This window comes from Geobacillus vulcani PSS1 (assembly GCF_000733845.1).
Taxonomy (GTDB): Bacteria; Bacillota; Bacilli; order Bacillales; family Anoxybacillaceae; genus Geobacillus; species Geobacillus vulcani.
The window spans coordinates 2,837,863-2,851,547 of record NZ_JPOI01000001.1 but is presented as its reverse complement, the minus strand read 5'-3'; the positions used below and the strand labels follow the sequence as shown (position 1 = coordinate 2,851,547).

At 53.6% G+C, this 13,685-nt stretch carries 18 protein-coding genes and 1 pseudogene; 15 read left to right on the top strand and 4 right to left on the bottom strand.

Going from position 1 to position 13,685, the window contains the following annotated elements; all coding sequences use genetic code 11:
- Positions 1–108 precede the first annotated feature (108 nt).
- From N685_RS0115335 to N685_RS0115320, 3 genes are all read left to right on the top strand, one after another.
- Positions 109–327 carry a YozE family protein gene (locus N685_RS0115335; RefSeq protein ID WP_031409780.1) on the top strand — a complete coding sequence of 73 codons (219 nt, stop codon included), beginning with the start codon at positions 109–111 and terminating at the stop codon, positions 325–327.
- 131 nt (positions 328–458) lie between these two features.
- Positions 459–1,103 (top strand): hypothetical protein, encoded by a 645-nt coding sequence (locus tag N685_RS0115330; RefSeq protein ID WP_031409778.1) that lies wholly within the window; start codon positions 459–461, stop codon positions 1,101–1,103.
- A gap of 235 nt (positions 1,104–1,338) precedes the next feature.
- Positions 1,339–1,518, top strand: a complete 180-nt coding sequence (locus N685_RS0115320; RefSeq protein WP_011231069.1) for a YozD family protein — start codon at positions 1,339–1,341, stop codon at positions 1,516–1,518.
- 11 nt (positions 1,519–1,529) lie between these two features.
- On the opposite strand, the gene N685_RS0115315 is transcribed toward N685_RS0115320, so the two are convergent.
- A complete protein-coding gene (locus N685_RS0115315; RefSeq protein ID WP_031409776.1) occupies positions 1,530–2,651 on the bottom strand; it encodes a DUF2515 domain-containing protein in 1,122 nt (373 codons plus the stop codon).
- A gap of 222 nt (positions 2,652–2,873) precedes the next feature.
- On the opposite strand from N685_RS0115315, the gene N685_RS0115310 reads away from it, so the two are divergent.
- Both N685_RS0115310 and N685_RS19850 read left to right on the top strand, forming a co-directional pair.
- On the top strand, positions 2,874–3,191 hold the full coding sequence (locus N685_RS0115310) for a hypothetical protein (protein WP_031409774.1): 318 nt from the start codon (positions 2,874–2,876) through the stop codon (positions 3,189–3,191).
- 106 nt (positions 3,192–3,297) lie between these two features.
- The gene (locus N685_RS19850) at positions 3,298–3,462 is read left to right on the top strand and encodes a hypothetical protein (protein ID WP_167333006.1); all 165 of its coding nucleotides are present in this window, start codon (positions 3,298–3,300) and stop codon (positions 3,460–3,462) included.
- A 35-nt stretch (positions 3,463–3,497) separates the two neighbouring features.
- Here the strand turns inward: N685_RS19850 and N685_RS19845 are convergent, their stop codons facing one another.
- Positions 3,498–3,656: a hypothetical protein gene (locus N685_RS19845; protein WP_008879283.1), complete on the bottom strand. Its 159-nt coding sequence runs from the start codon at positions 3,654–3,656 to the stop codon at positions 3,498–3,500.
- 126 nt (positions 3,657–3,782) lie between these two features.
- On the opposite strand from N685_RS19845, the gene N685_RS0115295 reads away from it, so the two are divergent.
- The 3 genes from N685_RS0115295 to N685_RS0115280 all read left to right on the top strand — a co-directional run bounded on the left by N685_RS0115295 (position 3,783) and on the right by N685_RS0115280 (position 6,276).
- Positions 3,783–4,190: a hypothetical protein gene (locus N685_RS0115295; protein ID WP_031409772.1), complete on the top strand. Its 408-nt coding sequence runs from the start codon at positions 3,783–3,785 to the stop codon at positions 4,188–4,190.
- Positions 4,191–4,702: 512 nt separating this feature from the next.
- A complete protein-coding gene (gene deoD, locus N685_RS0115285; protein ID WP_031409770.1) occupies positions 4,703–5,416 on the top strand; it encodes a purine-nucleoside phosphorylase in 714 nt (237 codons plus the stop codon).
- 41 nt (positions 5,417–5,457) lie between these two features.
- Positions 5,458–6,276 (top strand): M15 family metallopeptidase, encoded by an 819-nt coding sequence (locus tag N685_RS0115280; RefSeq protein ID WP_031409768.1) that lies wholly within the window; start codon positions 5,458–5,460, stop codon positions 6,274–6,276.
- A gap of 39 nt (positions 6,277–6,315) precedes the next feature.
- Here the strand turns inward: N685_RS0115280 and N685_RS0115275 are convergent, their stop codons facing one another.
- Positions 6,316–7,014, bottom strand: coding sequence for a class I SAM-dependent methyltransferase (locus N685_RS0115275; protein ID WP_031409766.1), 699 nt, complete (start codon positions 7,012–7,014; stop codon positions 6,316–6,318).
- Between the two features lie 168 nt (positions 7,015–7,182).
- Here N685_RS0115275 and N685_RS0115270 point away from each other — a divergent pair, with 168 nt between their 5' ends.
- The 7 genes and pseudogenes from N685_RS0115270 (at position 7,183) to N685_RS18495 (ending at position 12,182) form a co-directional block, all read left to right on the top strand.
- Complete coding sequence (locus tag N685_RS0115270) at positions 7,183–8,070, top strand: cation diffusion facilitator family transporter (RefSeq protein WP_031409764.1); 888 nt, start codon at positions 7,183–7,185, stop codon at positions 8,068–8,070.
- A 174-nt stretch (positions 8,071–8,244) separates the two neighbouring features.
- On the top strand, positions 8,245–9,201 hold the full coding sequence (gene corA, locus N685_RS0115265; RefSeq protein WP_031409763.1) for a magnesium/cobalt transporter CorA: 957 nt from the start codon (positions 8,245–8,247) through the stop codon (positions 9,199–9,201).
- A gap of 333 nt (positions 9,202–9,534) precedes the next feature.
- Entirely contained in the window at positions 9,535–9,639 is a 105-nt protein-coding gene (locus N685_RS20275; protein WP_071880194.1) for a YjcZ family sporulation protein, read from the top strand.
- 182 nt (positions 9,640–9,821) lie between these two features.
- Positions 9,822–10,751, top strand: coding sequence for an EamA family transporter RarD (gene rarD / locus N685_RS0115255; RefSeq protein WP_031409761.1), 930 nt, complete (start codon positions 9,822–9,824; stop codon positions 10,749–10,751).
- A gap of 125 nt (positions 10,752–10,876) precedes the next feature.
- Positions 10,877–10,975, top strand: coding sequence for a YjcZ family sporulation protein (locus tag N685_RS19200; protein ID WP_011231081.1), 99 nt, complete (start codon positions 10,877–10,879; stop codon positions 10,973–10,975).
- Between the two features lie 33 nt (positions 10,976–11,008).
- On the top strand, positions 11,009–11,149 hold the full coding sequence (locus N685_RS19195; RefSeq protein ID WP_011231082.1) for a YjcZ family sporulation protein: 141 nt from the start codon (positions 11,009–11,011) through the stop codon (positions 11,147–11,149).
- Between the two features lie 139 nt (positions 11,150–11,288).
- Positions 11,289–12,182, top strand: a pseudogene (locus N685_RS18495) (DUF1028 domain-containing protein).
- A gap of 89 nt (positions 12,183–12,271) precedes the next feature.
- Here the strand turns inward: N685_RS18495 and N685_RS0115235 are convergent.
- On the bottom strand, positions 12,272–13,639 hold the full coding sequence (locus N685_RS0115235) for an MATE family efflux transporter (protein ID WP_031409758.1): 1,368 nt from the start codon (positions 13,637–13,639) through the stop codon (positions 12,272–12,274).
- Positions 13,640–13,685 lie beyond the last annotated feature (46 nt).

Here is a 13,685-nt window from a genome sequence, read left to right as displayed (position 1 = left end):
AAGCCAACCCGACGCGTACGATGGGAATACAAGCGGCGAAAAAAGGCTTCACAAACAGCCAAAAGCTCATTATAATAGCAACAAAAGGAAAGGAAGAGGATGGGGGACATGGCAAAGTCATTCTACCGTTACTTGCTGCGCTTCCGCCATGGACACCAGGAAGATCCGGTCGTCCGATTTGCGAACGGAGCGTATGAAGACCACGGCTTTCCGAAAGGGTCTGCGGACTATGAAGAGCTGAGCGGCTATTTGGAGCTTAACGGTGACTATTTGGAAAGCATGGTTGTGTTTGATGAACTGTGGGAGCAATTTTTGCATGAAGCGTAACTAGGGAAAGCGTTCCCGTTTCATAAAATGGGAGCGCTTTCAAACGGCTTTTTCCGCGCGGCTGAAGGTGTCCACCCTTCTCTGCATGCATATACTATACTAACCATTTGTTTCAAAGGGTGGAGATGCCAATGAGCGCGCCGAAACGCCCGAAATTTTCCGTCGGCGACATCGTCGTCAATACATTGTATGGAACGGTCGGAACGATCACCGATATTCAGCAGATTGACGGTGCGTTTTTATACGAAATCAACCATGGTCGTAGTTTGTTTGCCGAGCAAGCGCTCATTTTACTGTCTGAGTTTGCGGGCGATTTATGGATCGCCGAAGAGATTGAAATTGAGCTGCCGTTTTTTCTCGGCGAAATTGTCCGCGTCCGCGATTATGGCGGCCATTTGTTCAAAGTTATTGGGGTGCGGACAGAAATTTACCGCTACTACGGGGAAGGATGGGAAGAGACGATTTACGAATTGAAACGGCTGACGGATGGCTGGGAGATTGAAGTCCATCTCGAAGACATCATTCCGCTTGCCGATGGAGAGGAGACGTCCGTCACGCTCGTGCAAGATATTGTCATCGCCGCGCCGGTGAAAGCGACGCTTTTATTGCCGCCGGCCGAGAGTGGAGAGAAAGGGCCGTCGGTCGACGAGCTCCTTGACATGTACAACGATTATAAAGCGTTATATGAATGGTTCGGTGATGAACAGTACCAACGGATGATGGAAACGGTTGTAAAACGTTTGCGGGCAATCATCGATCACCAGGATAGGAATTGATAAAGAATAAAAAGAAAATAAGGAATGCCGACGAAAATGACGATCGCGCCCAATCCATTTACAACTGTTTCCATTAATTTATCGATCGCAGTGGGTTTGTCCATTTTGTCCGCCTCCGTGTTTTTTGTTTTGTTGGTACATATGTATGGGGGAGACCGAAAAAATAGTACAACATGATTTTTGACATAAAACGGAAGGCGGCGACATACAACAATTACAAAGGGGGCGAGATGTGGTGAAGGAAATTGAAGTGATTATCGATACGGAAGAAATCGCTGAGTTTTTTTACCAAGAACTCATCCGCCGCGGCTTTGTTCCAACGCAAGAGGAGCTTGAGGAGCTCGCGGACATTACGTTTGACTATTTGCTTGAAAAATGCATTATCGATGAAGAGATTGACATCGACGGGGAGTAGTCCTCGTCGTTTTATGATGAAGTGGATTGGGCCGCCGCGATGGCGGCTGTTTTCATCATGGCCAAATGCCGCTCGTAGCGGCTCGTCATATTGCCGGAGGCCGGAAGCGGGAGTGTTTCAAGCGCTTGCATGATCGCCTCATCGATGAACCAATCCCGATCGTCATGGAACGGATGCGCAAGATCCGGCCAAGCCGCCTCAAGGCGGGGGCTGTAAAGGCGGCGTCCATCGGGCGTTTCAGTGAACGACTGCGGCCAGAAGTCGGCGCGTGAGCCGCTGTGAGGAACGCAACGAGCAAAGCGGCAGGCGCCGCGAAACAACCGGGCGTCAAACAGCAACAGACTGTACAGTGTTTTGCCGATATGGATGCGGTGGTGAACGTCGGCGAAATCGCGCACGGTCGTTCCGGCAAGCGCTACGTGGCGGCCTTTGGCATATGGGATGAGCACATCGTTGAACCCGAGCCATTGCTCGACAATAAACGGCCAACTTGACAGCACGCGGGTGCGGAAAAATGGATGTTCAATGACGCGAAGCTGGATGTACTGCTGCTCGTTGATGATCAGAGCAACCGTAAGAAGCGCGGCATTCCCCGTTTCCCAAAAATGTTCCCACATCGGCTTCATAAACGAAGACACCGCTAGCACCGGCAACAAATGAAACAGCGGCGTCCTCCTCCGTTTGCTTTCTTCGTACAGCAAAAGCTGCGGATAGGCGTCATGAAAAATGAGGGCATTGGCGCGTTCCAAAAACAAAAAAAGGGGCGCAACGATTTGTTCCGGCAGCAAAAACGGAAGAAGGCCGCCGCGCAAATCAGTCATGTTCCAACCGCCGTTGCGCGAGACGAGATGAGCTAAAAATGCCCAATGAATTTCTCGATGGCGCTCAAAAAACGTCAAGTAGGCAGCGGTGCGCGTCACGTTGTTGCGGTTATGTTCCGCCGTTTTCCGGCGAATGGCGGCCACAATGCTCTTTTCTTCCGCGCTCAGTGGTTCGTCAGTTGGGACAGTTGCACGAGCGGCCATCCGGCAAAGCAGGCCGTCATCGGCGAGGCGGATCGGATGGCGGTACAAAAAGGAGCGGTAGGTATACTGAAGCGGATGGCGCAGCCAAGCGAGCAGGCGAGTCGGCATCAGGCTGTCTCTCCTTTGCATCATTTGTGGACTTTTGTCAGAAGACCGCGATCGTTTCGACAAAAGGAGTGCTCATTTGCTGAAGGAATCGACACGCCAAATCACCAAATAAGTACAATACACATGTTTCTCGGCTTCGAAGACGATTCGCGACTGAACTTAACATCAACCATAGTATGGGACACGAAGGGCCGATTTATTGGGAGAAGGGAGAGGAAAACAATGGTTCGTTTATGGAGAAAACGGATGTGGATGACAAAACGTGCATATGAGGCGGTCGTTTTTCAAACACCGCGCTTTGGGGAAACGAAAGGCTACCGGCAAGTGTGCCGCATGACGGTGATGGCGGCCGGACATGATGAAGTGTTGGCGGTGTTGTATCGGATGTTTAATGTCGCCGATCTGATGCCGAAAAACTGTCAAGCTCGGTTTATGCGGACTGGGGACGTTGTGCTGATCGATGAAGGGCGAAAAGGACAGACGTACTATCGCCTTTGTCCAGACGGATGGAAACAAGTAGAACGTCAGCTCATCTGTTGACGGAATATTCAAAAATATAGTCGCCAGCAAGAGCTAGAGATGATATAATGATGAATAAAGCCTCCTTGTTTCGGGAACGGATAAGAAAGGAAAGGGGGCGGACTTGATGAAACATGACGAACGGCGGCGCGACATGCCGACGGTGGCCCCGGGCATCGACGACGATGAGGAGCTGAATGAAAGAGCGACAAAAGAGGAAATTGAACGCGGGGAATATACAAAAGTCGTCACGCTTGCTTGGGACGAATCCGAGCCGTCGGAACCGCGATAGAAACCCTTGTATCGCACAAGGGTTTCTGCGGTTTGTCACGATTCGGGGTTGTCATGATGCCCCGGACCGTTTTTCCGGCCGCCGGCGGCGGAATATTCTTTGGCATGCGCCTCATCTTCGGCGATCAATGCTTCTTTTGGAATATGGTTGTTCTTTTTCTGCCCGTTAATGCGGTTGCGGTGTTTTTTGCCCATCGTTTTCCCTCCTTGAACCGTCGTCGTCGTTAGTTTATGCGGTCTGGCGGCGGTTCATCGACGGAAAATGTTTGCAGGCGGCATAATGCGGCGGGCGCAGGAGAAAAGAGGGAAGGGGGCGAAACGATGGCCGCACTGGCGCTGTCGCTGCTCTTGTGCGTCGTCTCGATTGCGGTATTGCTTTGGATCAAAGGGCAAGTGGAGCGGCTTTTGTTCCGCTGGAGAAGCGTGCCCCTTCTTCATGCGGTCAACGTCGTCATCATCGCTGCCATCGTTGCTGACATGTACTATCGGCTCAGCGGCATCGACGTGTACTTGCGCGATTTGGCCAATATCAACGGTTTTTGGTATGTCTTTGCCGGCGCGATGCAGCTCGTTTTTCCGCTGTATTTGTTTTCTTGTTGGCTCGTCGCCAGGCGGCGCGAGCGCGAGAAAAAATATACGCGCAGCAAAGACAAAAAGGTGCTGTATATCAATGAGCGGTATTTGGCGCGCCGCCATCGCGGCGATTACCGCCGATCCAAAACATCATAAAAGGGAGCGGCTCCCCCGCAAACGACTCACCCCCTACGCGAGTGCATAGGGGGAGCTTTCAGCGATTGGCATATGTGCCAAACGACAAGCCGCACAAGGACCATTTCCGCTTCCCTTCGTTTCGAAGGGGCCCGTTTGAACAACATGTGATTCGATCCGACGGCCATTGCCGGCCAACATTCATCTCCCACATTGACGGGTGCTCGTGCACCTTTACGTCGAAGTGGGAGATTTCTTTCAGACTGATGTTAGAATTTGGTCTTTTCCTTTTTCGATGTGGACGGCTGATTGTTTGATTTGGACGATGGATTCGTTTTGTTGGCGTATTCCACTGCTTGTTCGAGTTTCTTTTTCATCGGTCTTTTCCTCCTTTCTCCTCGGGCAGGCACACATAGTATGCCCGTTCGCCGCCTCGGCTACTCGAAGGAAGACTGCCATTTTCCGCAAACATATGATATGATAGACGAGGGCATGGCCCGACAACGATCGTTCAAACCAAAGGAGGAATCCCATTGAGCGTGCATATCGGAGCGAAGACAGGCGAGATCGCGGAGCGCATTTTGCTGCCGGGTGATCCGCTGCGCGCCAAATACATTGCCGAAACGTTTCTCGAAGGAGCGGTATGCTACAATGAAGTGCGCGGCATGCTCGGGTTTACCGGGACGTATAAAGGGGAGCGCATTTCCGTGCAAGGGACCGGCATGGGTGTGCCGTCCATTTCGATTTATGTGAACGAACTGATCCAAAGCTACGGTGTAAAGACGCTCATCCGCGTCGGAACGTGCGGAGCGATTCAGCCGGATGTGCGCGTCCGCGACGTCATTTTGGCGATGAGCGCGTCGACCGATTCCAACATGAACCGGCTCATTTTTCGCGGCCGCGATTATGCGCCCACCGCTGATTTCCATCTGCTGCGGACGGCGTATGAAGTAGGTGTGGAAAAAGGGCTGGCTCTAAAAGTCGGCAATGTGTTCACCGCCGACATGTTTTACAATGATGAACCGAACTGGGAAACGTGGGCGCGCTACGGCGTACTAGCTGTCGAGATGGAAACGGCGGCGCTCTATACGCTGGCGGCGAAATTTGGCTGCCGGGCGCTGTCAGTGCTGACGGTCAGCGACCATATTCTCACCGGAGAAGAAACGACGGCTGAGGAGCGGCAAATGACGTTTAACGAGATGATCGAACTGGCGCTGGAAACCGCGGTTCGGCACAGCGCGTCGTGACCGGGCTCTCGAGCCAGGGAAAAAGGAAAAGGGGAAGGAACATGAAACAGCGATGGCAAGCGGTGATGTTGGTGTGCCTGCTGCTCGCTGGCTGCCAAACAGGGGAGAGCGGCAGCAACGGTGCGTCCGGCCCGTCCGGCCAGCCGCCGGAAAGCGCGGTGCATCCAAGCGACCATCAACAGGGGAAAACGAGCGAGAGCCCCGTCGATCCCGATTTGCAGCTTGAGGCGAAATATTGGAACATCGTCGAGGTGCAAAACGGACAAAAAGTGATTAAAAACCCTGAAAACATTTTGGTGCTCGTCAATAAAGAACAGTCGCTCCCGCCTGGCTATAAGCCGGCGGACTTGGTCGTGCCGCGCGTGCCGTTTTCGTTTGCTGACCCGAACGCGGAAAAACGGCATATGCGGGCCGAAGCGGCCGCGGCGCTTGAGAAGATGTTTGCCGCTGCACGCCGCGATGGCATTGAGCTGGTGGCCGTGTCCGCTTATCGTTCATACGAGCGGCAGCAGGTGATTTTTGCTGAAGAGGTGCGGCAAAAAGGGAAGGAAAAAGCGGTTCAAGCGGTCGCTCACCCAGGGCAGAGCGAGCATCAGACAGGGCTGGCGGTCGATATCAGCAGCCGCTCGGTCGGCTGTCAGCTGACCGAATCGTTCGGGGCGACAAAAGAAGGGCAATGGGTAGCCGCCCATGCGCACGAGTACGGATTCATCATCCGCTACCCGAAAGGAAAAGAAGCGGTGACCGGCTACAAGTATGAGCCGTGGCATCTCCGCTATGTCGGGCGGAAGGCGGCCGCGGTGATGAAAAAGCGTGGCTTGACGCTTGAAGAATATTTCAAGGTAGTGAAAAAAGTGTGAAAACGGCGCCTCATCGAGGGTGCCGTTTTCCTTGCTTGATTATGGTTCGCAGCAAAAGACGCAATAGCCAAGACGGTCGCCGAATTGAGCTGTCAACTGTTGGTGCATCTGCCACATGCTCGCCATCTCTGGTGTCGGCGGAAGGGCGATGACGATGGGTGCCCCAAGGTTTGGCGCTTCGGCCGCAGCCGCGTAGGAAAACTGGCGGCACCGGAAGCCGCTTTGTTCGAGCACTTCTTTCCACTCCGCTGATGTCATTAGCTGACGGAATCCGTAAAAGGCGGCGATTTGCTTTTGTTCGGCGGCGGTCAGCCGCTCATGACACGCTTCAATGCCGACGAATAAGCTGTCTTTTTTGAGCACGCGGCGGATTTCGGCGAGCGCGTTTGGCAATGAAACGAAAGCAAGCACCGATTCAGAAAGCGCGAGGTCAAACGTCCCGGCGGGAAACGGAAGCGCTTCGACCGAGGCGCGATGCAAACGGACCGAGACCATCTTGGCGGCAAAACGCTGTTTCGCCTTGGCGATCATCGTTGGGTGGATGTCGATGGCGGTGACGTTGGCCCCGTACTGTTCGGCGATATAAGCCGCTGTCTGTCCAGTGCCGCAGCCGACGTCAAGCACGGATGTCGAACGGTCAATCTTAAGTTTACGTAAGATTTGTTTTGTTAACTCAAAACCGCCTGGATGAGCGCCATCGATCCCCATGTCCGCCAACCAGTCTAAATATGCAGACATTTGTTCCTCTCCTTTTTTTGTTTCGACTTGGTTTATCATACGCAAATGCGCTGGATTTTGCCTTTAGACAAAAAAATTTGCTTGTCCCTATTCTTATGAAAAAAGGAAATTTTCTTGCTGTAGACCCAACCGGCTTCAAGCTGGTACACTGATACGTGCAAAAATGAGATGGCTAGGTTGGTGAAGAAAGTGGATAGAAAACAAGGAGCCGAGGCGGGCGCACTGCTGAGCATTTTCGTCTATCTTCTCCTTTCGACCGGCAAGCTGTTGGCTGGGGCGGTGTTTGGCTCGGATGCGGTGGAAGCGGACGGTTGGAATAATTTGAGTGATATTATCGCTTCCTCGGCAGTCTATATCGGCATGAAAATCGCTAAAAAACCGCGTGATTGCAACCACCCGTACGGACATTCGCGGGCGGAGAACATCTCTTCGCTGTTAGCCGCTTTTTTGATGATGTCCATTGGCATTGACGTGATCACAAGCGGTGTCCGCTCGCTGTTCGGCAAGGAAAAGGCAGCGGCTCCTGACGTTTTAGCGGCTGTGGTTGCGCTCGCCTCGGCGGCCGTTATGATTGGCGTTTATGCAATCAATCGCTGGCTGGCGCGGCGGACGAACAGCATGGCGCTGTCGGCCGTGGCGAAAGACAATTTATCGGATGCGCTGGTGAGCATTGGCGCCGCCATTGGCATCGCCGGCGCGCGGCTTGGATGGCCATGGCTTGATCCGCTGGCTGCGCTTGTTATCGGGGCGATGATTGGCAAGACGGCGTGGGAGGTGTTTAGGGAGACGGCGCATACGCTCACCGACGGTTTTGATGAACAGCAGCTCGCCGTTTATAAAGATGAAATCGCGGCGGTGAGCGGCGTGCGCGATGTTGCTGACATTAAAGCGCGCATGTTAGGCAACGACATTGTGCTGGAAGTGACGATCCGCGTTGACTCGCATTTGACAGTGGCCAAAAGTCATGAAATCGCTGATGAAGTCGAGCGTTTGATGCGAAACCGGCATAACATTCGGGCGACGCACGTCCATGTGGAACCGGAAGCGGTGCGCTGACTGGCTTCGGGCGCATTGGTGGGCGGACGCGGCGAGGCGCCTAGTAGCGAATGATTTGTCAGGCTATAATAAACCATTGCCGCTGGCTTGTTTTGGGCGGCGGGAGAGGAGTAGTTTTGCGGCAAACAGCAAACAATACAATTAAAATCGTTTGCATGGAAAGGGCGTCAGTCTATGACTATCGAGCAGAACTTTCGTTTGACGGTTGACGGAGCGTACAAACGCCATGCGCCAGCGGGTGGACAGTCGTGCTGGCTTCATTTCACCGCCGCCGCCAAGCCGGATTTGGAGCGCCTTCTTTCTTCGCTGTCCATTCACCCTCTCGCCCAACAGCGGCTGATGAATGGCACAGACATTCCCACGTTTGATGAGTACGAAGGATGTTTCTTTTTATCGTTGTTTATCGTCCGTCCATCCGTCCGGACAGTGAACGTTCGTTTGCTTGCCGGCAGCCAATATATGATCAGCTATATGGATGAAGACGATCCGCTTGTTGATCATGTGAAAGAACGTTTGTTGAATCATCGCGATCAGGCGCTGTATCCCGGGTATGTGCTGTATCACTTTTTAGACTTGGCCGCCATCCGTTTTTTGCAAGTCATCGATCAGATCGCTGACCGCATTCAGACGCTTGAACGGCAAGTGTTTGCGACCCCGTTTGCCAACGAAATCGGACGTGAGATTTATCGGATGAAAACACATCTTCATGAGCTGCGCCAAATTGCCGAGGCGCAGGAGGAAACGATCAAAATGATTCGCCATGCGGATTTGCCGTATATCAACCAAGAGACGAATCCGTATATCGAGGAAGTGGCGTCGCGATTCTCTCGCGTGCCTGCCGCGCTCGACGCGTTTAAGGAATCATTGTCCGCCATTTTCGATTTGCAGCTGTCGCTCAAATCGGATCATATGAACGTGATTATGAAGACATTGACATTGGTGAGCGTCATATTTTTGCCGATGACGTTTATCGCCGGTGTATATGGCATGAACTTTGCGTTTATGCCAGAGCTGAAATGGAGATACGGCTATCCGTTTGCCTTGTTGCTCATGGCAACCGTTGCTATGCTCATCGCCCTCTATTTTAAGCGAAAAGGCTGGTGGGGAGAGACGGGGACGAAAGAAAAATAGGCGTTTTTCTAGATGGTTGGTGAAAAACGATTGTTTCTCTTGAACGATGGGGGGAGCGTGTGAAAGGCGATACTGATGCGACAGGTCTTTTCTATTTGAGAAACGAGGCTGATAAGCGGCATACTTCTTTAAATCACCGGGCTTCTAGAAGGTCGGTGATTAAATGGAGAAAACGCTCCACCAAAGAGCTTTTGCCAATGGATCAACGGCTCTTCCTTGCGTTCGAGGACCAATCTTTTTGAAGAAAACGCGGTTGTTCATCAATCTTCTAGAAATTTAGGCATTCGCCCGGCCGTTTGGGCGGGCGGGCGCATATGATGGCCCCGTGAACCGATGAAGGAGGTGCCCGCCGTGAGCGGTTTTGTCAACAGCGGTTATACGGTCGTCATCGTCCTGTTCATTTTACTGATTATTGTTGGCTGTGTCTGTGTCGCTTGATGAGTGAAAAAATAAGAAAGGGCGGCCAAACGGGCCGCGAAGGAGGGCGGGCGCTCATATTCAGTTGCGCCCTTTCTCCATTGGCAACGGCGTCGGGCAATGCGGGCGAGTGTTTTGATGGATAAAGTGAAGCGGCGGCGGTATAATGAAACAGAAACGACCATGGAAAAGGAGAAGACGACGTGGGACATTGGAGCGAAGAAAAGCAGGGCATCTTGTATACGGCCGCTTCGTACTTGCTGTGGGGAGTATTGCCGCTGTACTGGAAACTTCTGGAGGCGCGCCCGGCGCTTGAGATTTTGGCGCACCGCATCGTGTGGTCGTTCGTGTTTATGGCCATCCTTTTGGCAGCGACTGGGCAGCTTGGCGCCTTCCGCCGTGAGCTTCGGGCGATGCGCCACCGGCCGGCCATGGCATGGGGGATCGCCGCTGCTGCCGTACTCATCAGCGCCAACTGGTTTGTCTACATATGGGCGGTGAATCATCATCATGTCGTTGAAACGAGCCTTGGCTATTATATCAACCCGCTTGTCAGCGTGGCGCTTGGGACGATCGTATTGCGCGAGCGGTTGAGCGTTGGGCAGTGGGCCGCTGTTTTTCTTGCCGCCGCCGGCGTGGCAGCGATGACGGCGGAATACGGATCGTTTCCGTGGGTCGCCATATCGCTCGCGTTGACATTCGGGCTTTACGGCCTAGTGAAAAAACTGGCCACCGTTGACTCGTCCATTGGCTTGACGCTTGAAACAATGGCCGTCATGCCGCTTTCAGCCGTTTACTTATTATGGGTGTACAACGAAACGCCAGCCCTCGTCAAGACGGCCGAATGGTGGCAATGGGCGCTGTTGGCTGGAGCCGGGCCAGCGACGGCCGTGCCGCTTTTGTATTTCGCCAAAGGGGCGAAGCGTGTGTCAATGACAACCCTTGGTTTTTTGCAATACATTTCGCCGACGATCAGCCTTCTCCTTGGCGTCTTTTTGTTCGGCGAGCCGTTTAGGAAAGCGCATTTTTATGCGTTTAGCTGCATCTGGACGGCGCTTATTTTGTTTTCCGCTGTTCAAATCAAGCAAGCGCCGGGGCGAAAAAAATGGAAGCGAAACTCGCTCGGAGCATAACATCGGTCCGCGGATGGACCGTTTTTTTTTACGTTGCGGCAAATACCCATTTTTGCCGAAACATCTAACCATTTCCTCGGCTTCTGAATAGTCTACTAGTACAAAAATGAAGGAGGTGCTGGCAAATGGGTGCAGCTTACGGCGGCGGATTCGCGTTGATCGTCGTTCTGTTCATCTTGTTGATTATTGTCGGATGTGCATGTATCGGTGGTTGGGTGTACTGATGCCTCTTACTTGCTAACAAGGAGGTGACGAATATGCCATATGGCTTTTATGGCGGCTGGGGCTGGGGCGGCTATGGCTTCGGTTATCCGGGTTACGGCGGCTACGGCTACGGCTTTGTGCTGATCGTCGTCTTGTTTATTTTGCTCATTATCGTCGGGGCAACATGGTGCTAGGCGGATGATGGGCATGCGGGGGGAGGCGGCCGGGCAACGGCTGTTTCCCCCACTATTTTTTTGAAAAAGGGAGGAAGATGGGAGGGAAGAGGAGAACTATAAAAAAATAAAAAATGGAAGCAGCGTGGAGGGCAAGAAAATGAAACGCATTCCGAAAGATGTTGTCGCGACGTTTTCGATCGTCGCGTTTGATCCGGCGACCGAGGAGCTTGGAATCGCTGTTCAATCGAAATTTTTAGGCGTTGGTGCGGTTGTTCCGTGGGCGAAAGCGGGAGTCGGAGCGGTGGCGACGCAATCGTACGCCAACACGTCGTACGGACCGTGCGGCCTCGAATGGATGGCAAAAGGGAAATCGGCGCAAGAAACGCTTGAGCGGCTTGTTGCCGATGACAGCGAGCGCGATTTGCGCCAAGTCGGCATCGTGGATGCGAAAGGACGGGCAGCGACGTTCACCGGAAAAAAATGTTATCCGTGGGCCGGAGGCATCACCGGGCCGAACTATGCGGCTCAAGGCAATATTTTAGCCGGCGAAGAAACGGTGCTGGCAATGAGAAGGGCGTTTGAGCAGACAAAAGGCTCGCTCGCCGAGCGATTGCTAAAGGCGCTTCAAGCTGGTCAGGCAGCGGGGGGCGACCGCCGCGGGCAATAGTCGGCCGCTTTGCTTGTTGTGAAGGAAGGAGGGGGATATGGCGGCTACAACGACCGTTATATCGACTTGCGCGTCGATGACCACCCGCGGCCGATCGATGAGCTCATTCGCTTGTATCAGTTGCGCCAGCTTTACTTTGAGAAACCGCGTCCCGAAAAAGTGGCTGCGATTGAAGGAAGGGTCAAGGAAGAGGTGGCCGCTCACTTGGTCCGCCTCGGTTACTTGTCGAAAGAGTGCGCGGCGGACGGCGAGGCGCTTCATGAGGCGCTGACTGTGTATATACATACAGAAAACTTTGAGGAGCGTGAATTGGAAAGGGGAAAGATTGACCTTGACGTGCTCGCGTATATGAAACAGCAGCTGTCGCCGCAGAAGGGAAAATGAAAAGCTCGCTTCTCTTTGAGGAATGGATCGCGTTATAGCAAACAAAGGATGCCGCCGCATATGCGGGCATCCTTTTGTTGAGCCGTCCTCTATGAGGCGAGCGGCGTGCGCCCGCTGTCATGCCTGCGCCAAACGGCCCGCAGGCGAAAGCTGAGAAACAGTGCGCCTGCAGCCAATCCGGCGATCAAGCCGATCCAATAGCCGAACGCCCCGGCGGCAGTCAGTAGAGCGAGCGCGCAGCCAAGCGGAAGGCCGACGCCCCAATAGGCGAGGAGAGCGGACCAAAAGACGGCGTTAACCTCTTTATAGCCCCGCAGCGCTCCTTGGATGGGAGCGGCGATGGCATCGGAAACTTGAAAAAAAATCGCATAGAGCAAAAACTTCCCCGTCAACGCCGCCACTGTCGGATCGTTTGTATACAGCCGCGCGACATGGCTGCGGAAGGCGAAAAGAAACAGCGCTGCTGCGGCGGCGACGGCCAAGGCGAGGGTGATGCCGATCAAGCAATATTGTTTGGCCGCTTCATAACGGTTGGCCCCGGCTTCAACGCCCACGGCGATCGTCAGCGCCATCGATAAGCTGAGCGGAATCATATACAACAGTGAAGCGAAGTTGAGGGCGCTTTGATGGGCAGCGACCGTTTCCGCACCAAACCGGCCGACAAGCAGCGTCACCGCAGCGAAAATGCTCGTTTCAAAAAAGATGGCCGACCCGATCGGCACCCCGGTTTTCAGCAACTCTTTCCACGCGGTCCATGACGGACGGTAAAAACGGACGAGCACGTGATAGGGAGCCAAACGGCGAAATTTCACAGCGGCAAAGGCAGCGGCCGCGAAGCAGTACGCATACGTGATCGCCGTCGCATAACCAGTGCCGATGCCGCCAAGGCGTGGAAATCCGCCATGCCCGTAAATCAGCAGCCAGTTGAACAGCATATTGACCGGCAAGGCGGTGAGTGTAATCCACATCGTCACTTTCGTTTGCCCAAGCGCATCGATGAAATAGCGGAGCACAGAATAAAGAAACAGCGGGACGATCCCAAACGACAAGGCGCGCAAGTAATGAAAGGCGATATGCCGAACGTTTTCGTCCAAAGACATCTGCTTTAAGATAAACGGCACGGCAGCGGCGCCGATCATGACAATGGCGACAGCAAGCGCGGCAGCCAAGTAGAGTGCCTGGGTGACGGCGTGAGCGATCGAGTCATGCCGCTCGGCGCCGAAATGGTGTGAGACGATCGGGGACAGGGCGAGCAAAATGCCGCCGATGCCGGTAAACACTGGCACCCATAAGCTGGAGCCGATCGCGACGCCGGCAAGATCTTCAGGGCTCGCATGACCGGACATGGCGACATCGACAAAGTTCATGGCATATTGACCCGTTTGCGAAACAAAAATGGGAAGAAACAAGGCGAACAGGCGCCGCCATTTGCCGTTGGGCGGAGCGGGCGTTGCCATAAGGGGTCCTCCTTTTCTGTGATAAAGTGACACATTGTTCTAAATC